General features: G+C 55.5%; 23 protein-coding genes and 1 other annotated feature. Of the genes, 10 read left to right on the forward strand and 13 right to left on the reverse strand.

Annotated features, from left to right (window positions below):
* Nucleotides 1-6 precede the first annotated feature (6 nt).
* Complete coding sequence (locus CRO33_RS24550; protein WP_160832661.1) at nt 7-183, forward strand: hypothetical protein; 177 nt, start codon at nt 7-9, stop codon at nt 181-183.
* Nucleotides 184-207: 24 nt separating this feature from the next.
* Nucleotides 208-687 carry a Cys-tRNA(Pro)/Cys-tRNA(Cys) deacylase YbaK gene (ybaK, locus tag CRO33_RS06045; RefSeq protein ID WP_045816347.1) on the forward strand — a complete coding sequence of 160 codons (480 nt, stop codon included), beginning with the start codon at nt 208-210 and terminating at the stop codon, nt 685-687.
* Here ybaK and CRO33_RS06050 read toward each other — a convergent pair.
* Nucleotides 684-1,553 (reverse strand): LysR family transcriptional regulator, encoded by an 870-nt coding sequence (locus CRO33_RS06050; RefSeq protein WP_034828200.1) that lies wholly within the window; start codon nt 1,551-1,553, stop codon nt 684-686. The two genes, ybaK and CRO33_RS06050, sit on opposite strands and share 4 nt — an antisense overlap.
* Nucleotides 1,554-1,643: 90 nt before the next feature.
* Between CRO33_RS06050 and CRO33_RS06055 the strand changes: the two genes are divergently transcribed.
* Nucleotides 1,644-2,075 (forward strand): multidrug/biocide efflux PACE transporter, encoded by a 432-nt coding sequence (locus CRO33_RS06055; protein WP_034828198.1) that lies wholly within the window; start codon nt 1,644-1,646, stop codon nt 2,073-2,075.
* A gap of 28 nt (nt 2,076-2,103) precedes the next feature.
* Here CRO33_RS06055 and ushA read toward each other — a convergent pair whose 3' ends face one another.
* Nucleotides 2,104-3,855 (reverse strand): bifunctional UDP-sugar hydrolase/5'-nucleotidase UshA, encoded by a 1,752-nt coding sequence (gene ushA, locus CRO33_RS06060; RefSeq protein WP_097117469.1) that lies wholly within the window; start codon nt 3,853-3,855, stop codon nt 2,104-2,106.
* Between the two features lie 162 nt (nt 3,856-4,017).
* Here ushA and CRO33_RS06065 point away from each other — a divergent pair, with 162 nt between their 5' ends.
* Nucleotides 4,018-5,214, forward strand: a complete 1,197-nt coding sequence (locus CRO33_RS06065; RefSeq protein ID WP_097117470.1) for an MFS transporter — start codon at nt 4,018-4,020, stop codon at nt 5,212-5,214.
* Nucleotides 5,215-5,434: 220 nt separating this feature from the next.
* A complete protein-coding gene (gene ybaL / locus CRO33_RS06070) occupies nt 5,435-7,123 on the forward strand; it encodes a YbaL family putative K(+) efflux transporter (RefSeq protein ID WP_034828192.1) in 1,689 nt (562 codons plus the stop codon).
* Nucleotides 7,124-7,263: 140 nt separating this feature from the next.
* Here the strand turns inward: ybaL and CRO33_RS06075 are convergent, their stop codons facing one another.
* The 4 genes from CRO33_RS06075 to CRO33_RS06090 form a co-directional block, all read right to left on the reverse strand.
* Nucleotides 7,264-8,565 carry an inosine/guanosine kinase gene (locus tag CRO33_RS06075; protein WP_097117471.1) on the reverse strand — a complete coding sequence of 434 codons (1,302 nt, stop codon included), beginning with the start codon at nt 8,563-8,565 and terminating at the stop codon, nt 7,264-7,266.
* A gap of 57 nt (nt 8,566-8,622) precedes the next feature.
* A complete protein-coding gene (gene hemH / locus CRO33_RS06080; RefSeq protein WP_097117472.1) occupies nt 8,623-9,582 on the reverse strand; it encodes a ferrochelatase in 960 nt (319 codons plus the stop codon).
* A 117-nt stretch (nt 9,583-9,699) separates the two neighbouring features.
* Entirely contained in the window at nt 9,700-10,344 is a 645-nt protein-coding gene (gene adk / locus CRO33_RS06085; RefSeq protein ID WP_034828185.1) for an adenylate kinase, read from the reverse strand.
* Between the two features lie 151 nt (nt 10,345-10,495).
* Nucleotides 10,496-11,326: a DUF6024 family protein gene (locus tag CRO33_RS06090; RefSeq protein ID WP_097117473.1), complete on the reverse strand. Its 831-nt coding sequence runs from the start codon at nt 11,324-11,326 to the stop codon at nt 10,496-10,498.
* Nucleotides 11,327-11,517: 191 nt separating this feature from the next.
* On the opposite strand from CRO33_RS06090, the gene CRO33_RS06095 reads away from it, so the two are divergent.
* The gene (locus CRO33_RS06095; protein ID WP_038648497.1) at nt 11,518-12,387 is read left to right on the forward strand and encodes a LysR substrate-binding domain-containing protein; all 870 of its coding nucleotides are present in this window, start codon (nt 11,518-11,520) and stop codon (nt 12,385-12,387) included.
* Nucleotides 12,388-12,476: 89 nt separating this feature from the next.
* Here CRO33_RS06095 and htpG read toward each other — a convergent pair whose 3' ends face one another.
* The 6 genes from htpG to CRO33_RS06125 form a co-directional block, all read right to left on the reverse strand.
* Nucleotides 12,477-14,351 carry a molecular chaperone HtpG gene (gene htpG, locus CRO33_RS06100; protein WP_058962244.1) on the reverse strand — a complete coding sequence of 625 codons (1,875 nt, stop codon included), beginning with the start codon at nt 14,349-14,351 and terminating at the stop codon, nt 12,477-12,479.
* A gap of 99 nt (nt 14,352-14,450) precedes the next feature.
* Nucleotides 14,451-15,056 carry a recombination mediator RecR gene (gene recR / locus CRO33_RS06105; RefSeq protein ID WP_097117474.1) on the reverse strand — a complete coding sequence of 202 codons (606 nt, stop codon included), beginning with the start codon at nt 15,054-15,056 and terminating at the stop codon, nt 14,451-14,453.
* Nucleotides 15,056-15,385 (reverse strand): YbaB/EbfC family nucleoid-associated protein, encoded by a 330-nt coding sequence (locus tag CRO33_RS06110; RefSeq protein WP_031377860.1) that lies wholly within the window; start codon nt 15,383-15,385, stop codon nt 15,056-15,058. The genes recR and CRO33_RS06110 overlap by 1 nt, the downstream gene beginning before the upstream one ends.
* A gap of 52 nt (nt 15,386-15,437) precedes the next feature.
* Entirely contained in the window at nt 15,438-17,525 is a 2,088-nt protein-coding gene (gene dnaX, locus CRO33_RS06115) for a DNA polymerase III subunit gamma/tau (RefSeq protein ID WP_097117475.1), read from the reverse strand.
* Nucleotides 16,035-16,096, reverse strand: a sequence feature (DnaX frameshifting element). It overlaps the preceding gene by 62 nt.
* Nucleotides 17,526-17,810: 285 nt before the next feature.
* Nucleotides 17,811-18,362 carry an adenine phosphoribosyltransferase gene (gene apt / locus CRO33_RS06120; protein WP_097117476.1) on the reverse strand — a complete coding sequence of 184 codons (552 nt, stop codon included), beginning with the start codon at nt 18,360-18,362 and terminating at the stop codon, nt 17,811-17,813.
* Between the two features lie 153 nt (nt 18,363-18,515).
* A complete protein-coding gene (locus tag CRO33_RS06125) occupies nt 18,516-18,896 on the reverse strand; it encodes a DUF454 family protein (RefSeq protein ID WP_097117477.1) in 381 nt (126 codons plus the stop codon).
* 57 nt (nt 18,897-18,953) lie between these two features.
* On the opposite strand from CRO33_RS06125, the gene priC reads away from it, so the two are divergent.
* The 3 genes from priC to rsmS all read left to right on the forward strand — a co-directional run bounded on the left by priC (nt 18,954) and on the right by rsmS (nt 20,054).
* Entirely contained in the window at nt 18,954-19,466 is a 513-nt protein-coding gene (gene priC, locus CRO33_RS06130; RefSeq protein ID WP_097117478.1) for a primosomal replication protein PriC, read from the forward strand.
* 174 nt (nt 19,467-19,640) lie between these two features.
* The gene (locus CRO33_RS06135; RefSeq protein ID WP_034828157.1) at nt 19,641-19,886 is read left to right on the forward strand and encodes a GlsB/YeaQ/YmgE family stress response membrane protein; all 246 of its coding nucleotides are present in this window, start codon (nt 19,641-19,643) and stop codon (nt 19,884-19,886) included.
* 12 nt (nt 19,887-19,898) lie between these two features.
* A complete protein-coding gene (gene rsmS, locus CRO33_RS06140) occupies nt 19,899-20,054 on the forward strand; it encodes a pleiotropic regulatory protein RsmS (protein WP_064511361.1) in 156 nt (51 codons plus the stop codon).
* On the opposite strand, the gene acrR is transcribed toward rsmS, so the two are convergent.
* Entirely contained in the window at nt 20,051-20,689 is a 639-nt protein-coding gene (acrR, locus tag CRO33_RS06145; RefSeq protein ID WP_097117479.1) for a multidrug efflux transporter transcriptional repressor AcrR, read from the reverse strand. The two genes, rsmS and acrR, sit on opposite strands and share 4 nt — an antisense overlap.
* Before the next feature lie 142 nt (nt 20,690-20,831).
* On the opposite strand from acrR, the gene CRO33_RS06150 reads away from it, so the two are divergent.
* Entirely contained in the window at nt 20,832-22,022 is a 1,191-nt protein-coding gene (locus CRO33_RS06150) for an efflux RND transporter periplasmic adaptor subunit (RefSeq protein ID WP_034828153.1), read from the forward strand.
* Nucleotides 22,023-22,031 lie beyond the last annotated feature (9 nt).

Below are 22,031 nucleotides of genomic sequence, written 5' to 3' on the forward strand. Positions count from 1 at the left end.
CAGCAGATGACAAACAAAGCGGATGCGCGGCGAATTACAGGCAAAAAAGAAGGCCAATATCGCTATCGGCCCGTCAAAGAGGAATTTGTTTATGATTTTGGTTATCACCAGCATTGCTGGCGCGGGCCAATTTTCGCGCAAAGTTCAGAATTTCGCCAGTATTATTCACCAAAACTGAAATAAGAATTTTCGTAGCAAGGACAGAACATGACACCCGCCGTAAAACTGCTGGAAAAACAAAAGGTCGCCTTTACCCTTCATCCTTATGAGCATGACAGCCACGAAACAAATTTTGGTGATGAGGCGGTGCGTAAGCTCAATCTCGATGCACGCCAGGTGTTCAAAACCCTGCTCGTGGCGCTCAACGGCGATGCCAAAGCGCTGGCGGTAGCCGTGACGCCAGTTTCCTCGCAGCTCGATTTGAAAAAAGTGGCAAAGGCGCTGGGCGCCAAAAAAGCGGATATGGCCGACCCGCAACTGGCACAGCGCGTCACCGGCTATCTGGTGGGTGGCATCAGCCCGCTGGGGCAGAAAAAACGTCTGCCAACGGTGATTGATCAGCAGGCTGCAGAATTTGCCACCATCTTTGTCTCCGGCGGTAAGCGCGGGCTGGATATAGAACTGGCGGCGCAGGACCTGGCACGACTGCTGGATGCCACACTGGCCGACGTGGCGCGCCGCGATTAATCCGGCTGCTGGGCGCAGAGTTGATCAATCATCCAGCGCCCGGCAGGACCTGGCGGATTGCGTCGCGACCAGATTACATCCACCGCGATGCGCTGTGGCCAGCCTGGCACCGGCAACTCTTTCAACACCTGATGACCAAACTGCTCCACCAGCCAGCGCGGTAATACGCTCCAGCCAAAGCCCTGCTCCGCCATTTCCAGCAGCAATAAATAAGAAGGCGCCGACCACACTCGGCCAGCAGGCAAGGGTTCACGGTTTTGCACCCAGGTATTAAGCCGTAAATGACGTAATTCACCGAGTTGAGCTTCACTCACCTGTTTTGACTGCGCCAGCACATGCTCCTGATGCAGATAGATCGCCATTTCGGCCCCCACCTGTAAACGTGCCACCGCTAAATCAGGCGGCAACTGCGGCTGCGCACGCACCACGCCGAGATGCACGCGACCGGCCTGCAGCAGGTCCAGCGCGTCCGCGTCCTCAGCAATCATGCATTCAAATTCAATATCCGGATAACGCGCTTCAAAGCGGTTGAGCAGATTTTCATGATGATCGGCCTGCCAGAAATCAGAAATCGCCAGACTGAGTCGCGGTTCCACGCCCTGTGACAGCCGCACCGCCAGCTCATCCAACCGCTGGCTGGCCGCCAGAATCTGCTGTACCTGCGCCAGTGCGCGCTGTCCTTGCTCGGTTAGTACCGGCTGACGACCGCTGCGATCGAACAGAGTGAAACCGAGATCGTCTTCCAGATTCGCCACGGCGCTGCTGATGGTGGACTGGCTTTTGGCCAGCGCACGCGCCGCCGCAGAAAACGAGCCGCTGGCGACAGTCTGGACAAAGGCCTCAAGGGATTCCGGGGAGTATTTCATGGTGAACCATCGCTTTTATCGATAGGTAATCATTTTATCTTAGCATTTTGCGGTGAGAAAATGTGTCGCGTTACCCAAAAGGAGGTTTATATGCGTACCCGTTCGCTGAAAGAACGTTTTTATCATGCTGCAGGATTTGAAGTGCTGGCGATTCTCACTGTGGCTCCGCTGGCCGCCTGGATTATGGAAAAGCCGCTGTTTCAGATGGGCGCGCTGGCGATTATGTTGTCAACGGTCGCCATGCTGTGGAACATGATCTATAACACCGGTTTTGATCGCATCTGGCCGCCGCAGAGAAAACGCGGCCTCGGCCTGCGCGCCATCCACGCGCTGGGCTTTGAAGGGGGCTTTATCGTTATCGGTTTGCCGATTGCCGCCTGGATGCTGAAGATCACGCTGCTGGAAGCCTTCATGCTGGAAGTGGCGTTCTTCCTGTTCTTCCTGCCCTATACCATGGCTTATAACTGGATGTGGGATAAATTGCGCCAGCGCTGGCTGACGCAGAAATCCTGTCAGGCATAAAACAACGGCGCCCAATCGGGCGCCGTTTTTAATTGTGCAGCGCACGCGGCCAGATCCACGCCAAAATGGCTTGCGGGTAGCTGCGCTTCCTGGGTTTTTCCTGCGCTTTGTCGCGCTCCTGTACCTGCTGCTCCGTCAAATGCACGATGCCGGTTGGCGCATAGTCGGCGATTTTCAGCGGTGAGTGCGCCGTGACAAAATCGCGCAGCACATCTGCATCGCGCAGTCCGGTATTGCTGAAGCCCGCATGCGCTTCGATGTTGGGATAACCATCACCGCCGCTGGCATTAAAGCTGTTGGTGGCCATGCGATAGGTTTTGTCTTTTTGCAGCGGCTCGCCATTGATCTTCACCTCACTCACCGCTTTGCCATCTGCCACCAGACTGATATTGCTGAATTGCGCGAAACCACCGGAGTTGGTCTTGATATTGGCAACCGTGGCAAGATACTTCAGTAATTCGTCTCCGGTCAGCGTGACTGACACCACCTGATTACCAAACGGCTGCACCTGCAACAGATCGCGCCAGCTCAGTTTGCCCGCGGCCAGTGAAGTGCGAATGCCACCGCCACTGATCACCGCGAAATCCGCTTGGGTCGCTGCCATCTGCGCGCGCAGAATCAGCTGCCCTAGGTTGGTTTGTTCAAAGCGCACTTTGTCGCGTTCGCCCACGAACACGCCATCACTGCTGCCAACCGTGACGTCGAGTTTCTTTGCCGCGCGCAGTTGATACGGCGTCAACAATTTCATCATTGCGCTGTTGGGTGGGATCTCTTCCTGCCAGGTAAGCCAGGAAACGCTGCCATCCAGATTCTTCACCTCGTGCTTGAGATTCACCGGGATCAGCTGATAGCTGTCCAGCGTCAATTCGCCGTTGCGGAAGGTGAAATCGCCGCGTCCGACATATTTGCCCCACTCTTTCGCCTGCATGATCCACACGCCATTTTGGCGATCGGGCTGACAAGGCTGGCCGGGCTGATAATCTTTCACGCTGACGTTATCTTTTTCCATGCACACCGCATCCTGCGAGTGGCCGCCGATGATCACATTGATAGTGCCCGGCGGCAGGCTGCGCGCCAGTTCCACATCACCCGGCGCGTTGCTACCGTGCTGTCCATCGTCGTAATGGCCCATGTGCGTCAGCGCCACAATCACATCGGGTTTTTCACTGGCACGCAGTTCCGCCACCGCTTTTTCCGTCTCTTTCACCGGATCGCGGATGTCGATATTGGCAATATTTTCCGGATTGGAAATTTTCAGCGTATCGGTGGTGGTCAGGCCAATCACCGCGATCTTCAGCCCCATGCGATTAAAGATCGCCCACGGCTTGAACAGACGCTGGTCGCTGCCCTTTTGATAGATATTGGCAGAGAGGAAGGGAAATTTGGCCCACTTCTGTTGCTGTTGTAGCACGCTGAGCGGCTTATCAAATTCGTGATTGCCGAGCGCCATGGCATCGTAGCCGATGAGGTTCATGCCACGAATATCGGGTTCGGCATTGAGCAGATCCGATTCCGGCACGCCTGTATTCACGTCTCCGGCGGAAAGGATCAAGGCACCACCGCCTTTGGCCTGCACATCATAACGCTGTTTATCCATCAGCGTTTTCTGCGCCGCCAGACCGTATTCGCCCTGCGCATTGGTCCAGTAGCGACCGTGATGATCATTGGTGTGCAGAATACTGAATCGATAACTGCGATCCGTCTGCCATGCCTGCGCCAGCATCGGCAGCAACAGCATGATCAGCGCCAGCCAGCGCCCTCTCCGCGGGAATAACAACAAAGCCGATCTCCTTATTCTGCGTCTTTCCACTTTGCCGTGGACTTAATGTGCTTTATCACCCTTCTGTGTCGCACAGATGGCACTTTAACTCAAGACTAAAGGCTTATAGAGTCATGCGGTAGTAACAAACTGATAACGATAACCGCACTCTTCAGGATTTTTATGGCAAGTGACATCGCAACCCCGGCACGCGCACCGGGACGGACCGCTTTTGGCATTTTAGGTGCCATCAGCCTCGCGCATCTGCTCAACGATATGCTGCAATCGCTGCTGCTGGCGATCTACCCGATGCTGCAAAAAGATTTTAGCCTTAACTTCGTCCAGATAGGTCTGATAACGCTAACCTTTCAGGTCACCGCTTCGCTGCTACAGCCGATCATCGGTCATTACACCGACAAATACCCAAAACCCTGGTCTTTGCCGGTGGGGATGGGCTTTACGCTGTGTGGTCTGGTGCTGCTGACGTTCTCCAGCACCTATCCGCAGGTGCTGCTCGCTGCCGCGCTGGTGGGCAGTGGTTCCTCGGTGTTTCATCCGGAATCTTCGCGCGTGGCGCGTATGGCCTCCGGTGGACGTCATGGCCTGGCTCAATCCCTGTTCCAGGTGGGCGGCAACTTTGGTAGCGCGTTAGGCCCACTGTTAGCAGCGATGATCGTTGCCCCGTACGGCAAAGGGCATCTTGCCTGGTTCGTGCTGGCGGCACTGCTCGGCATTATCGTGCTGCTGCAGGTCAGCCGCTGGTATAGCCACCAGCAGCGCGCCAGTAAGGCAAAGGCAACGGTTGCGCCGGTTAACCCGCTGCCGCGTAAGAAAGTGGCGTTGGCGATCAGCATTTTACTGCTGCTGATCTTCTCTAAATACTTCTATCTCACCAGCCTGAGCAGCTACTACACCTTCTATTTAATCCAGAAGTTCGGACTTTCTGTTCAGGCCTCGCAATTCCATCTGTTTGCCTTCCTCGGCGCGGTGGCTGCGGGCACCATTATTGGCGGGCCGATTGGCGATAAAATCGGCCGTAAATACGTGATTTGGGTATCGATTCTTGGCGTTGCGCCCTTCACTTTGTTGTTGCCCCACGCCAACTTAATGTGGACCAGCGTGTTGAGCGTGAGCATCGGGTTGATTCTCGCCTCGGCGTTTTCTGCCATTTTGGTGTATGCGCAGGAGCTGATGCCAGGGCGTATTGGTATGGTTTCCGGGCTGTTTTTCGGTTTTGCCTTTGGTATGGGTGGGCTCGGTGCCGCCGTGTTGGGCGTAGTGGCAGACCACACCAGCATCGAATGGGTATATCAAATCTGTGCCTGGCTGCCTTTAATCGGCCTTTTAACCGCTTTCTTACCTGATAACCGCCACGCGTAAGCCACTTTTGGGGGGCAACGCTTTTTCCTCGCCCCCCTCCATTCTGCGTAAAACCTGCCGATAGTATAAGATAACTGAGGAAAATGCTGCTTAAGCTGCGTTTTCTTCTTAATTTTTCAATTTAATCGCTTTTCACCGCTCAAATGTTTAAACGTGGTTAGCGATTGTGCATTACACTAGGTTGTTACAAGCGGATACATTTGCACACAAGGAGACAGGCATGCATCACACCACACCGTTGATCACCACCATTGTCGGGGGCCTGGTCCTCGCCTTTATCCTTGGAATGATTGCCAACCGTCTTCGAATCTCCCCGCTGGTCGGTTATCTGCTGGCTGGCGTGCTCGCCGGTCCCTTTACCCCGGGCTTCGTCGCCGATACTAACCTCGCGCCTGAGCTCGCCGAACTCGGCGTTATCCTGCTGATGTTTGGCGTGGGTTTGCACTTCTCGCTGAAGGATTTGATGTCGGTAAAGTCGATCGCCATTCCCGGCGCCATCGCGCAAATCGCGGTGGCCACGCTGCTGGGAATGGGGCTGTCGTGGGCGATGGGCTGGTCGTGGATGACCGGTCTGGTGTTTGGCCTCTGTCTCTCCACCGCCAGTACCGTGGTGTTACTGCGTGCGCTGGAAGAGCGTCAACTGATTGATAGCCAGCGGGGGCAGATCGCCATTGGCTGGCTGATTGTTGAAGATTTGGTGATGGTCCTGACGCTGGTGCTGCTGCCCGCCATTGCCGGGATGCTGGAAGAAGGCAACGCCAGCCCCTCTCTGCTGTTCTGGGACCTGATGCTGACCATCGGCAAAGTCGTCGCCTTTATGGTGCTGATGATGGTGGTCGGCCGTCGCGTGGTGCCGTGGATTCTGGCAAAAAGTGCCGCCACCGGATCGCGTGAACTCTTTACCTTATCCGTACTGGCCCTGGCGCTGGGTATCGCTTTCGGTGCGGTTGAATTCTTCGATGTCTCCTTCGCCCTCGGCGCCTTCTTTGCCGGTATGGTGCTTAACGAATCCGAACTCAGCCACCGTGCCGCGCACGATACCCTGCCACTGCGCGATGCGTTTGCGGTGCTGTTCTTTGTCTCGGTCGGTATGTTGTTTGACCCGATGATTTTGATCGAGCAGCCGCTGGCGGTGCTGGGCGCGCTGGCGATCATCGTGCTCGGGAAATCCATCGCCGCCTGGCTGCTGGTGACGCTGCTCGGCCACTCGCGCCGCACCGCCATGACCATTTCAGTGAGTCTGGCGCAGATTGGGGAATTTGCTTTTATCCTTGCCGGATTAGGTATTTCACTCGGCATGTTGAGTGATGAAGGACGCAATCTGGTGCTGGCGGCTGCGATCCTCTCGATTATGCTCAACCCGATTCTGTTTACCCTTCTGGAGCGCTACCTCGATAAGACTGAAACCATCGAAGAACAGACGCTGGAAGAGGCGATTGAAGAAGAGAAGCAGATTCCGCTGGATATCTGTAATCACGCGGTCATTGTGGGTTATGGCCGCGTTGGCAGCTTGCTGGGCCAGCAGCTGATGGAAGCCGATGTGCCGCTGGTGGTGGTGGAAAATTCCCGTCCGCGCGTTGAAGCGCTGCGTGAGCAAGGGATCAAGGCGGTGCTGGGCAATGCGGCTCGCGTCGATACCATGGAGTTAGCCCGACTCGACTGTGCACGCTGGCTGCTGCTGACCATTCCAAACGGTTACGAAGCCGGGGAAATTGTCACCGCCGCGCGTGAGAAGCGTCCGGATATCGAAATTATTGCCCGCGCGCATTACGACGATGAAGTGAATTACATCATGGAACGCGGTGCCAATCGCGTGGTGATGGGCGAGCGTGAGATCGCCAACAGCATGTTGAACGTGCTGCAGGAAGAGATTGCGCAGAACCCGATTGTGCGGGAGTGCCCGATATAACAGACACCTTAGCGCCATAATTCAACTGATACCGTAGCGCCGCTATTCAACAGACACCGTAGCGGCGGGATTAATCGCGCAATTCAAGCAGCACCGCTGCCAACAAACGCGCGATAAATCGCGCCGTTACGGGTTCACTGTTACCTGTCCCAGTACGACTCTTCTAAACTGTCTTCCCGCTCAGGCAGCCCGCGCATCAGACGCGGTGAATGCTGATTCAGCACCTGATAACTCACCCGGTTGGCATACTTACACACCTGCGCCAGCGACGAATAGGTGAGATAACCGCGTGCGTGTTTGCTGGAGTTCGGCACTTTCTGGCGGTGGAAATTATTGGCAGTGATGTCGTGCAGCAGCGCGGCCAGAGCACCATCGCCCGCGCCGTTGGTGTTCATGATCTTCTCAGGGCCGCCCATATAAGGCGCGATGTGCGAGAAGATGCGCAGCGGCTGCTGGCAATCCTGATGACGCATAGCGCGGCTGAACTCATATTGGTTGAACTCGGCAATTGCGCCCGGCAGCAGCGGATGATTGGTTTTGCGCTTGAATTCATCTTCGGTGAAGCCAGCCATATACAAACCGGTAGGGCCAGCAGTGCACAGCACCAGATCCACCCAGTCCAGCGCAATATTCGACGCCAGCAGCGGATCCTGCTCACCCGTCAGCGCCAGCGCCTCTTCTTCGTTCATCGCCACGATCGACACATGATCACGCAGGAAATCGCGCCAGAACTGCGGATCGTCCTGAATCACGTATTTGGTTCCCAGCGTCAGCACCACCGGCACGTTATGTTTTTTCGCGTAGTCGATGGCACGCAGCGTGGCCGCTGGCATCGGTTCACCCGGCTGGCAGCGCACCAGATAGGAAGTCAGCACCAGCGCCGACGCCCCGGCAATCACCTCTTCCGGAATGCTGTCCGCCTGCAGTTGGTTCATTAAACCCGGGCTGATGGCAAAGGTGCGTTCGCCCTGCTCACCAATCAGAGTGAAGCAGCGGCCAATCGCGCCATCCACGCCCTGCAGGAAGTTGAGATCCATACGGCTGGAGGTGTTGCACAGATAGCGATAAGCGTAGCCGCCAATCTGGATGTTGTTGCACATCACGCCGAGCAATACGGAACGGTCATCGGCCAGCACGGAATAGTTGTGCAGCGTATTACCGATGGTGCCGCCGGCAAATTGATGGCTGATCAGCGCATCGCGCATTAGCTCGTCATACAAAGCTTCTGCGGTAGCATCGTCGATCACCAGCGAGTGGCCGGCGCTCAGCCCGTAGCGTTGCAGAAAGTCATCATCAACTTTGGCTTCAATATCCACCAGCGTCTGGTCGATACCCACCACCCAACTGCCCTCTTCCTGCTCTTGAGGTGTGGCTTGCAGCAGCGGATCGCGCGCGTTAACGGGGAAATAGTGTTTGGATTTGCGTTTGCCGGGAAATTTCATCGTGGCTGCCGTAAGGGAAATCTGACAGAGAATGATATCACACTCTCTGCCAGCACTTTATCGGCGTGCGTTGACCAACTGAACCATCATCTCGATGTGCTCGTCATCGGCGTTGAGCGCGGGAATGTATTCGAACTTCTCGCCACCGGCGTGCAGGAAGAACTCACAGTTCTGCTCGCTGATCTCTTCCAGGGTTTCCAGGCAGTCTGCGGAGAAGCCGGGACTCATCACCTGCACATGTTTGATGCCCTTGGCCGGTAAACCTTGCATGGTTTCGTCGGTGTACGGTGTCAACCATGGCTCGCGACCAAAGCGTGACTGGAAGGTCATCATGATTTTGTGCGGCGCGATGCCCAACGCGGCAGCCAGCCCCTCGGTAGTGTCTTTGCAGCGCTGCGGATAATCATCACCTTCGTCGGCAAAGCGCTGTGGGATGCCGTGATACGACAGCACCAGCAGGTCCGGTTCGCCATGCTGCGCAAACGAACGCTCAACCGAAGCCTTCAGTGCTGCGATATAGGCAGGATGCTCGGCATAATCGCGAATGAAAGCCACTTCAGGCAGGGAGCGCAGCGGTTTAAAGCTGGCGGATAATCCGTCCCAAACGGCAGCCACCGTCGAGCACGAGAATTGCGGATAGAGCGGCAACACAATCAGTTTGGTGACACCCTGGTCCAGCAAACGCTGTACCGCCCCGTCGAGGCTTGGCTGGCCGTAGCTCATGCCCAGCTCAACCGGCATATCCACGCGCTGCGCCAGCGCATCGCGCTGCTGCTTGCTGAACACCATCAGCGGAGAGCCTTCTTTCATCCACACCGAGGCGTACAGTTTCGACACGCGCGGCGAACGGAACGGCAAAATGGCGAAATTGAGAATCGGCCACCACAACCAACGCGGTGTATCCACCACGCGCGGGTCGCCAAGGAACTGTTTTAGATAGCGCTTAACGGCAGGTGTTGTAGGCGCATCAGGTGTGCCTAAGTTGACCAGCAAAACCCCAGGCTTTTCTTGCCTCATTGGTATTTCCTTGATGTCAAAACGAATGGATCAAAATCAGGGGGAAATTGTAGCGGAAATCGTGGGAGGGGAAAGCAATTGCTGCAAAAGGGCCGGACAACCGGCCCCTGATCCGCATTAACCGAGAATACCGGCCAGCTGCGTGCTCACTTCAGCCACCTTACGGGTGCCGTCGATCTTGTGATACTGGGTGTTACCGGCTTCCGCTTCTTTGCTGTAGTAAGCAATAAGCGGTGCAGTCAGCTGATGGTATTCCACCAGACGCTTACGCACGGTTTCTTCCTGGTCGTCTTTACGCGTGGTCAGCTCTTCGCCGGTCACGTCATCTTTGCCTTCCACTTTTGGAGGATTATAGGTGACGTGATACACGCGGCCAGACGGCGCATGCACGCGACGACCAACAATACGATCCACAATCAGTTCGTCCGGTACGGCAAACTCCAGCACGAAGTCAACATTGATACCCGCGTCTTTCATGGCATCAGCTTGTGGGATGGTGCGTGGGAAGCCATCGAGCAGGAAACCGTTTTTGCAGTCTTCCTGCGCGATACGCTCTTTAACCAGCGCAATCACCAGCTCGTCTGTCACCAGTTTACCGGCATCCATGATGGCTTTCGCCTGTTGGCCCAGTTCGGTGCCTGCTTTAACTGCCGCACGCAACATGTCACCGGTGGAGATTTGCGGAATACCGTATTTCTCCATGATGAATTGAGCCTGAGTGCCTTTACCTGCGCCCGGTGCCCCGAGCAGAATAATACGCATTGCGTAATTCCCCTTGCGAATCGCATTGATCAATCTGAGAAGGCCAAGAACATACCATTATGACCCGCGCACCACAAGGAAACGGGCGCGCTTCCGGTGAAAGCTTTACTTTGACTTGCTTTAGCGCAAAACACCAGCAGAGTGCCCGTTTTTAAGAATCAAGGCTAACGCTTAACACGTCTTTCAGACGTCTCTTCAGGATCGGCGTGACGTTTTGATTTTTGTTCACACCGCCGCGCACGTTGGCATGCAGGCGCAATCGGTGAGGAGCGGGAAGCAGATGCATATCCTGCGGTAAGTCGGGCAAGGTAAGACTGACCGGCATGGGGAACAGGGCGAACGGTAAGCCGTGCTGCTGAATCGATTGCAGCTGAACCGGGGCCTCAAGCGTAATATTATCCACGCTAGCGATATTAAACGGCCGCCAGTCGCTCTTTTCCATCATTTCAAGGGTTTGATCCAGTGACGAGCCAAAGGCCAGTCCCTGCTCAAATAACCGCAATTCGCTGCGCACCAGCGTGCTGAAATCGCAGGTTTTCAATGCAATTAACACCAGGTCACTGCTTAACGCCGCATGACGATCGAGCCGCGCCACAAACAATCGCGCATCACTGATTAATCGTTTATGCAACAAGGTGGCAAAGGATTCCGAGGCGTCGGTCACGCCCTGACTTTGACACTCCGCCAGCGGACGCACCCGACCCTGCAGCATGTCGACATGCTCCACCAGCGCAATGTTACCAGCCATCATCGGCACTGCGGGTAACACACTCAGTTCACTGACCGGATATTGCGAAGCGTAACGCGTTTGATTGCGCGCCTGTTCCTGACGTAAAAACAGTTGTGAGAGCAGCACCCGCGAAATATGCAAAGAAGGTGCAAAGAAGAGGTCGTAATTTTCCAGCCGATAGTGACGTGAAAGCAAGCCGCGAAGTCGATCGCGCGCTGCCGCCGCCCTGGCAGAAGCATATTGGTGATCCATCGCGTGAGATTTCTCTAATTATAAAGATGCTGTGTGTGTCGCAGATTGAGGGGGAACATTAGCCGCGTTAAACACAGACAACGCCATCCGTCAACCCGCCATAATCTGGGGGAAAGGTTAGGCCAATGCGGCTGGACATTAAAATGATATAAACTGACAATCCCTGTTAGGTTTTTACACAGGGGATGAGTATGACCGCGCTTCCGTCGTTACGTGCACTGCACTATTTTCATCAGGCAGCACTGCACAGCAGTTTTAGCGTGGCGGCCGAGCGTCTTCATGTGACACACAGCGCCATTAGCCATCAGATTCGACAGCTGGAAAGCTGGATGGGAAAGCCCTTATTCGTCCGTACCAATGGGCGCGTCAAATTAACCTCACACGGCGAGCGCTTGCTGGTGAGTTGTCAGAAGGCGTTTAGCGAACTCTCCACCACCTGCGAAAGCATTCGCACCGGCATGCGTCATCACCTCAGCGTCTCTTGCGCGCCCAGTTTTCTCTCGCAATGGCTGATTCCACGTATTAGCAGTTTTTATCAACGCTATCCCGATATTGAAGTGCAGTTTCAGCCGCTGGTGGAGATCGACCAGTTGCGCAGTGAACACACCGATGTGCTGATTCTCAGCTATGAGCAGTCACCGGATGAGGATATTGATGCTACGCTGATCAGCGATGACTACATCGGCCCGCTGTGCGCGCCTCAATACGCGGCACGTTTTCACAATGAGCAGGATTTAGCGTCATTGCCGCTGCTGCATGCCGATACACGACTGCACGCCTGGGCCGAGTGGGCGAAAACCAGCGGTGCGCGTGGCAATTATTGGGTCGGTAAGCATTTCGATAATCTCACTCTGGGCATTCAGGCGGCGAGAAATGGCTTAGGGGTGATCATGGCCCCGCGCTTACTGGTCAGGCAGGAGTTAAGCGACGGTACGCTTATCGCCCCATTGGGATTTGTGCGTGTGGACCGCGCCACCTGGATGATGACGAAAATGTCACGTCAGCATGATGCGGAGATAACGTTATTCCGGGATTGGCTGCGCGATCAGGCGCTGCATTAAAAAAAGGTCGGCATTCAATGCCGACCTTTTTTGTCTCTTGCCAACCCTGCCGCCGGTATTGATGCCAACCGGCGCGGGCGCTGAATGGCTTACGCCGTCAGCAGTTGGTTCATACGACGGATAAACTGGTTAGGATCGTCCAGCGTGCCGCGCTCAGCCAGCAGCGCCTGATCCAGCAGCAGCTCAACCCATTCAGCAAAATGCGCTTCGTCATGGGTATCCGCCACGCGTTTCACCAGCGTATGCTCCGGGTTGATTTCGAAGATGTACTTCACATCCGGCACTTCCTGGCCCGCAGCAGCAAACAGCTTCGCCATCTGGGTGGTCATTTCGTTGGCGTCGGTGGTGACAATCGCCGGGGTGTCGGTCAGACGATGAGTCAGACGCACCTCTTTCACACGCTCGCCCAGCAGCGTTTTCACGCGCTCAACAAACGGCTCCAGCGCTTTTTCCGCTTCCTTCTGCTCTTCGGTCTCTTCATCGGCCAGTTTGCTCAGCGACTCATCCGCTTTGCTCACTGACTGGAAGGTTTTACCGTCGAACTCGGTCAGGTAGCTCATCATCCACTCGTCGATACGATCGGACAGCAGCAGCACCTCGATACCTTTTTTGCGGAACAGTTCCAGATGCGGGCTGCTCTTCGCGGCGGCATAGCTGTCAGCAGTGATGTAGTAAATCTTATCCTGCCCTTCCACCATGCGGCTCAGGTAATCGTCCAGCGAAATGGTCTGCTCAGCGCCTTCACTCTGCGTGGTGGCAAAGCGCAGCAGTTTAGCAATCGCCTGCTGATTGGTGTTGTCTTCGGCGGGGCCTTCTTTCAGGACCAGACCAAACTCTTTCCAGAACTGCTGGTATTTTTCGGCGTCGTCTTTAGCCAGTTTTTCCAGCATCTGCAGGCTACGCTTGGTCAGCGCGGCACGCAGGCTCTGGGTGACACGGCTGTCCTGCAGGATTTCACGCGAAACGTTCAGCGGCAGATCGTTGGAATCGATCAGGCCACGCACAAAGCGCAGGTAGTTCGGCATGAACTGCTCGGCATCGTCCATGATGAACACGCGCTGCACATACAGCTTCAGGCCGTGTTTGCTGTCGCGGTTAAACATGTCGAATGGCGCACGCTGCGGGATGTACAGCAGGCTGGTGTACTCCTGCTTGCCTTCCACACGGTTGTGGCTCCAGATCGCCGGATCGCTGTAATCATGGGCGATGTGTTTATAGAACTCGTTGTACTCTTCATCGCTGATTTCAGACTTGTTGCGCGTCCACAGCGCCTGGGCTTTGTTGATCTTCTCCCAGGTGGTGGTGTCGTTCTCTTCGTCTTTGGTCTCAATCTCAACCGGCAGCGCAATGTGATCGGAGTATTTGCTGATCACGTTGCGTACGCGCCACGCATCGAGGAAATCATCCTCGCCTTCGCGGAAGTGCAGCGTGATTTCGGTACCGCGATCGGCTTTCTCAATTTCTGCCAGAGTGTATTCACCCTCGCCCGCCGATTCCCAGAACACGGCTTCATCGGCTTTCGCGCCCGCAGCACGAGTACGCACGGTGACTTTATCTGCAACGATAAACGCCGAGTAGAAGCCCACGCCAAACTGACCGATCAGCTGACTGTCTTTCGCCTGGTCTGAGCCCATGGATTCAAGGAAGGATTTGGTGCCGGACTTCGCGATGGTACCGAGGTTCTCAATCACCTCATCACGGCGCATACCGATACCGTTATCGCTCAAGGTCAGCGTACGATTATCCTTATCGACCGAGATACGCACGCGCAGGTCGCCATCGCCTTCATACAGATCCGGCGTGGACAGGGCGCGGAAGCGCAGTTTGTCGGCGGCATCCGAAGCGTTGGAGATCAGTTCACGCAGGAAAATCTCTTTGTTTGAATAGAGGGAGTGAATCATCAGGTGCAGAAGTTGTTTTACCTCTGACTGGAAGCCACGCGTCTCTTGTCCTTTCATGGTCATTGCTACCTCAACTAAATCGGGGTTGATCATAGGTTGAGAGAGAAATGGGGATGATGATGGGAATTTCAAGCCGATGTCGGTGAAGACATCGGCAAGTGATTAGAATTTAAACTTGTGGCGTCCAGCGAGCGAGTGCGACAGCGTGGTGCCATCGACCATTTCCAGCTCACCACCGACCGGCACACCGTGTGCAATGCGGCTGGCATCAACGCCATATTGCCCGCACAGCTCAGCGATGTAATTGGCCGTGGCTTCACCTTCCACCGTTGGGTTGGTGGCGAGGATCACTTCGGTCAGCGTTTCACGCTCCAGGCGCTGCTCTAACCGATCCAGACCGATATCTTGCGGACCGATGCCATCCAGCGGTGACAAGTGGCCCATCAGCACAAAGTAACGGCCGCCAAACTGGCCGGTTTGCTCAATGGCGTGGATATCGGCAGGACTCTCCACCACGCAAATCTGGCCGTTTTGTTGACGGCGCGGATTGGCGCAGATGGTGCAAATTTCCTGCTCGGTGAAAGTGCGGCAATCGGCACAGTGGCCGATTTCCGACATCGCGCGGGTCAAAGCCTGCGCCAGACGCATACCACCGCTACGATCGCGCTGTAACAGCTGAAAAGCCATGCGCTGCGCCGATTTCGGGCCCACGCCCGGAAGGCAACGCAGCGACTCCATCAAAGATTCAAGCAGTGGACTGGTTTGCATCAGAACGGCATCTTGAAGCCAGGTGGCAGCTGCATACCAGAAGACACAGAAGCCATTTTCTCTTTCTGCGTTTCATCGATACGACGTGCTGCATCGTTGAAGGCTGCCGCAATCAGATCTTCCAGCATGTCTTTGTCGTCTTCCAGCAAGCTTGGATCGACTTCAACACGGCGGCAGTTATGTGCACCGTTAATGGTGACTTTGACCAGGCCAGCGCCTGATTCACCGGTCACTTCCAGCGCGGCAATCTCTTCCTGAACTTTGGCCATTTTGTCTTGCATCTGCTGGGCCTGTTTCATCAGGTTGCCCAATCCGCCTTTACCAAACATAGTCTTCTCTCTCTGCTGGGGCTGCGCGCCACTCACGCGCGACAGCGGGTGTTCAAACGGGTCGAATACTCTCTTCATCCAGATCGGCATCGAAGAATCGACGCAATGTCTGAATGTGAGTATCGCTTTCAATCGACTGGCGCGCCTGCACCAGTTTCTCTTCATAAATGGCCTGACGCCATTCCAGTGGCGTCAACACCGCAGGATTATCGTCTTCAACGATGGTCAGTTCAACCGTTTGTCCGGCTGCCTGACTGAGCGCTTCCGTCAACGCCTGTTTTGCCGACGCTGAATTCAGGTGACGCTGACTGCTGCGCAAATGCAGCGTGACGGCGTTCTCGCCCACCTCTTTCCACGCGTTTAACGCCACCTGCTGCACCAGTTTTGGCAACGTCAGTGCGGCTATTTCGGCGGCCCACGCATCGCGCTGCTGGGCTTCTTCGGCCAGACGAAGCGCCAGCTCAGGCGTTTTCTCATGCTCCAGAGCGGAACGCAAGGCTTTTGGCGTTGCGATGGGCTCCGCTTTTACCTCGACCGTTTGCTGGGCTTTCCAGCGATAGGCTTCTGGCTTCGCGGGCGTTTTTACCGCGGGTTCAGACGCACGCTGCTGCACGCGTTCGGTGACACTGGCAAGACGTTCCAGCGCCGGGTTCGCCGGCCGCGCGGGACGCGCTGCCGGCTCACTCTTTTTTGCTTTGCCGGCTCCCTGACGCAGCAACTGCGTTCGCGCCTGTAACAGTTGGCTGGTGGAGTCGGACATATGTTCTGGCGCCGGTTGCATATCGGCGTAGTCATCAGCCATCGGCGGCGCGTCCTGCATTGGCGGCGCCATCTGCGGCTGCGCGGCAGAGGCGGTGCGAGGTGCCGAAGAAGTGGCTGCAGGTCCGGGAGCGGAAGCCGCTGGCGTTGCTGACGCTGCAGTGTTGGCTGACGAAGCTGGAGCAGTAACCTGAGCGGAAGAGGCCGGCGCAGCAACGCCTGCGGATGCAGCAGACGCTTGCGGTGCCGCCTGCGGGATCAGACTGGGTCGCGCAACCGGCTCGGCAATGGTCGCCTGCGGATGGAACGCCAGCGCGCGCAGCAGCGTCATCTCGACGCCGAGGCGACGATCCGGTGCCAGCGGCAGATCTTTACGTCCCATCAACAAAGTTTGGTAGTAGAGCTGCACATCGGCGGGCGGTAAGACGCGCGCTAAATCGCGCAAGCGATGTGCCTGATTTACATCATCCTCACCCAGCGAAGCCGGCAGCAGTTGCACCATCGCCACACGATGCAGCAATCGCAGCATCTCGACCAGCAACGCTTCCCACTCGACACCACGGGATGCCGCCTGATTCAGCAGTGCCATCACCTGTTCACCCTGGCCCTCCACCAGCGCTTCAATCAGCGCCAGCGGCTGTTCGTCGTCCAGCGTGCCCAGCATTTGCGCCACGGTTTCACGCGTCACGCTACCCTGCCCCATGGCAATTGCCTGATCGGTGAGACTCAGGGCATCACGCATACTGCCGTCTGCGGCGCGCGCCAGCAGATGTAGTGCACGCGGCTCGGCGGCAATCTGCTCCTGCTGCAATATATGCACTAACTGCTGCTGAATTTGCTCGACGTCGAGCGCCTTAAGATGGAACTGCAGGCAACGCGACAGAATAGTGACCGGCAGTTTTTGCGGATCGGTAGTCGCCAGCAGGAATTTGACGTGCGACGGCGGCTCTTCCAGCGTTTTCAACAGCGCATTAAAGCTGTGACGCGAGAGCATGTGCACTTCATCGATCAGATAAACCTTGAAGCGACCGCGCGCCGGGGCGTACTGCACGTTATCCAGCAAATCGCGCGTGTCTTCGACTTTGGTGCGTGACGCGGCATCGATCTCAATAAGATCGACAAAGCGCCCCTGCTCGATTTCACGGCAGTTATCACACTGACCACATGGCGTGGAGGTGATACCGGTTTCGCAGTTAAGACCTTTCGCCAGCAAACGGGCGATCGAGGTTTTCCCCACGCCGCGTGTACCGGAGAAGAGATAAGCATGATGGATTCGTCCCAGTGACAATCCGTTGGCCAGCGCAGTCAGCACATGTTCCTGACCGACTACGTCAGCGAAAGCCTGGGGACGCCATTTTCGCGCAAGTACCTGATAGCTCATGTGGATTCAATCACTGGAATTTATTGAGTTGGCACAGCGGTGCGGCTAAATGAACCGGGTTCCGCCACAAGACAAAGAGGAAAAATGCAGCTTCGCAACCCCTGTTTATATGGGCAGTAGTCTAACAGCCACAACAGGATATGCCTATACCCGCGCTGCAGGCGCTGAATTTCATCGCGCATCCGCTTGAGCGGTACGATTTATCAGATATTGATACCAAGGTACGACGGCAGGAACGCGCAATGAAATGCGCCGCGATGGCCAAGGCCAGCGGCGCACAGGGCCTTAGTGGCCGGGGAAATTCACGAGGCTGTAGCAATCAATGCCGATCGCGTTAAGGCGCGCTTCACCGCTCAGATCAAACAGGTTGATCACGAACGCAGCATCTTTCACTTCACCACCGGCACGGCGGATCAGTTTCACTGTGGCTTCCAGCGTACCGCCGGTGGCCAGCAGATCGTCCACAACCAGCACCACATCACCTGGCTTAATGGCATCTTTGTGCAGCTCCAGCGCATCAGAACCGTACTCCAGCTCATAGCTCTCGCTGTAGGTTTCACGCGGCAGCTTGCCCGGCTTACGCACCGGCACAAAACCGACACCCAGACCCAGTGCCACCGGTGCACCAAACAGGAAGCCACGTGCTTCGGTGCCCACCACTTTGGTGATACCTTTGTTACGATAGCGTTCAACCAGAATGGCAATCGACGCGGCATAGGCCTGCGGATCTTCCATCAAACTGGTGACGTCACGGAACAGGATGCCCGGCTTAGGGTAGTCAGGGATGCTTTTGATGCTGTTTTTGATGAGTTCAAGCTGCTGAGCAGTTGCGGTCATAAGTGTTACGCCTGGAAAAATATCTAATACGCGCAGCATCCGACAGCGCCAATACCCGGAAACCGGGTTAAGCGAAGACGTTTAAAAAGGGAAGCCACGCACGAAGATGCCCAAATCTATGCAAATACCTGTCTAAATGCAACCCTGGCGCACTTAATCGCCGCTGTCAGCATTTTCTGCCACTACCGGGATACGCCACATAAACAAAAGCAGCGCGCACAACATGATGCCCAGCATAATCCGCACCCACAGCATGTTAACCAGATAAATAGAAGCGGCAAAGGTGATGACAATCAGCAACATGGCGCGGCCTTTGGCGCCGGGCGGCATGGCGCGATGCTGTTGCCAGTGGCGGATGTAGCGACCAAACGGCGAGCGCCACAGCAGCCAGTGGTGAAAACGCGGTGACGAACGGGCAAAGCACCAGGCGGCCAGCAACACAAATGGCGTGGTCGGTAACAAAGGTAATACAATGCCCAGCGTGCCCAGCACAATCGCCAGCCAGCCAAGACACAGAAGAAAAATTCGTTGCATGCCTGATGCCTGATAAAATCGGAACTGCGCTACGTTAACACAGTCGGAATCAGAGTGATGCCCCAACCGCCCGCACATCAACGTCTGCTCGCCATTGTCGATCAGCTACGACAGCAAATCGCGCAGCAACGCGATGGTGCCTGCCGACAGCCCCGTTTTGACGCCCAACTGTTCCATTGCAAAGGCACGCGGCTCGCTGATTATCTCGCTGAGCTGGAGCAAAATTTAACCCAGCTTGGCACAGCCGATACTGATGTGATGCGCCGCCAGTGGCTGGCGGAGAAAGTGCTGGACCAGATTGCCGCCCTGCAACGCGAATGCCAGAGCCAGCAACTGCGCCCCCCGCGTGAGCGTCCTCGCGTTGATCCGCGCCAGTCGAAGCGCGAAGAATATCAGGGCTATGAAACGCGCCTGCTGGCAATGATCGAACAACGTGAGCAACATCTGGCGCGCACCGAAACCCTCAGCGTGCAGCAGCAGTTGATCCGCGATATCGAAGTGCTGCACGAGCGGCTGGCACGCTGTCGCCATGCGATGCACAAACTGGAAATGTCAGGCCCGGCACGGTAATCACCGCCCACTTTCCTCTATACCCGTCATACTTCACACGGCAGGTGTGTTGGCTACGCTCATTCCCCCCATCTCTTACCTGAGTAAGCGCTTGCGGGTTCATTCCTTTGCCACTTGCCTGCACCTGAAATTATTTAGGATATATACTCCCCCTATGAATGAAGGAGGAAAATCATGACCCTAATTATGTGGATAGCGATTGGCGTGGTGGCTGGCTGCATCAAGCGCATGGTTTTTCCCGGTCGGCCGGGTGGGTTTGTTCCGACGCTGGTGCTGGCCGTGATTGGTGCGTTAATTGGGGGTTACATCGCGACTTATTTTACAACGGGTGATTTAGCGACGTTGCACCCCGCTGGCTTTGGGGTGGCACTGCTGGGTTCCATTTTGATGCTGCTGGTGGCGGCAAAATTACGTATTTAACAAGGAGAGATCATGTCACTGGAAACTGCATCCGATGAGATCAAACTGGCAGTGGATTTGATACAACTGCTGGAAGAGAACCAGGTGCCGACCGCAACCGTGTTAGCCGCGCTGGCGATTGTCCAACGCGATTATCAGCAGAAACAGGCGGCAGAGGGCGTTAATTAACGCGCCGAAGAGAGAGTGGGACTGAGCCGCAGCATATCAATAAAGGCATCCACCAACTGCGGCGCATCTGCCGCCAGATCAAACGCCTGCGGGTTAAACAGCCAGTTTTCCATCATACCGTTGATATAACCGCACATCAGACGCGCCGATTGCAACGTGTTCAATCCCGCAGGCAACTGGCCCACTTCGATACACTCACGTAGCACCAATTCAATTCGGTCGTAACACTCAAGCAGTAAACTTTGACGCATATCCTGTAATGTCGACATTTCGCCAACGAATTCACATTTATGGAAGATAATCTCCATTAATGCGCGTCTTTGTGGATCCTTTGCTGTGGCGTCAAGGATATAGATCAACATTGAACGGATAACAGAAAGTGGATCGTCCGGGTATTTTGTCTGATACTCAAGTTCCACATCGTCAAGCCCAGCGTCACACCGAAGCCAGATTTCATGCAGAACATCGGCTTTATTTTTGAAATGCCAGTAGATAGCACCGCGCGTGACGCCGGCCGCTGTTGCGATATCTGCCAGGGATGTGGCAGCCACACCGTGTTCAGAGAAGTGTGCTAAAGCGGCATCCAGAATTTGGTTCCGCGTTTCAAGTGCTTGCGCTTTGGTTTTTCGTGCCATAGAGGACTTTTTTTACAAACTGGCAAGTTTACATACATTTGTGAATGTATGTACCATAGCACGACCCGTGTTTTAACGCAGCAATGGGTTTATCGGTTTGTGATCCATTGATCATTTGATATCGGACACTAGAGGTTTATTTATGAATAAAAACAGAGGATTAGCGCCTCTGGCGGCCGTCCTGATGCTTTCAGGCAGCTTTGTGTTAACAGGATGTGATGATAATAAATCCCAGCAAGCCGCCCAGCAGCAGCCCCCAGAAGTGGGTGTTGTGACGTTAAAAAACGAGCCTTTGAAAATTACCACCGAACTTCCAGGACGTACTTCGGCATTCCGCGTGGCAGAAGTACGCCCTCAGGTGTCAGGCATTATTCTGAAGCGTAATTTTGAGGAAGGAACGGATATCAAAGCAGGCGTGTCCCTGTATCAGATCGATCCGGCAACTTACCAGGCGGCTTATGACAGCGCCAAAGGCGATTTAGCACAGGCGCAAGCCAATGCACACGTCGCGCAGTTAACCATCAAACGTTATAAGCCGCTGCTGGGTACTAAGTACATCAGTCAGCAGGACTATGACACCGCGGCGGCCACCGCTGCACAGACGGCTGCAGCCGTTCAGGCAGCCCAGGCCAATGTGGAAACCGCCCGCATCAATCTGGCTTACACCAAAGTGACGTCGCCGATCAGCGGTCGCATTGGTAAATCGTCAGTCACTGAGGGCGCTCTGGTTTCCAGCGGTCAAACCACTGCGCTGGCAACCGTGCAGCAGCTCGATCCAATGTATGTCGATGTGACCCAATCCAGTGATGATTTCCTGCGTTTGCGCGCAGAACTGGAATCCGGTCAGCTGAAACAGAATGACGGCAAAGCCAACGTCACGCTCTTGATGCAAAACGGTAACGCATACACGCAGACAGGCACATTGGAATTCTCTGATGTGACCGTGGATGAAACCACCGGCTCCATCACGCTGCGCGCCATCTTCCCGAACCCGGACCATCGCCTGCTGCCAGGGATGTTTGTGCGTGCGCGTCTGGATGAAGGCACCAACCCAACCGCACTGCTGGTACCGCAACAGGGCGTAACCCGTACCCCAACCGGTCAGGCAACTGCGATGGTGGTGGGCGCAGATAATAAAGTGGAAGTCCGTAATATCACCGCTAATCAGGCATTTGGTGACAAATGGCTGGTAACGGATGGCCTGAAAGAAGGCGATCGCGTGATCACCGTCGGTCTTCAGCGTGCCAAGCCAGGTGCGCAGGTGACACCACAAGAAGTCAAAGATGATGCCAAAGCAGCACCGGAATCACAGTCTGCTAAATCATCGTCCTAAACAGGAGCC

This window comes from Pantoea sp. GL120224-02 (genome assembly GCF_900215395.1).
Taxonomy (GTDB): Bacteria; Pseudomonadota; Gammaproteobacteria; order Enterobacterales; family Enterobacteriaceae; genus Pantoea; species Pantoea communis.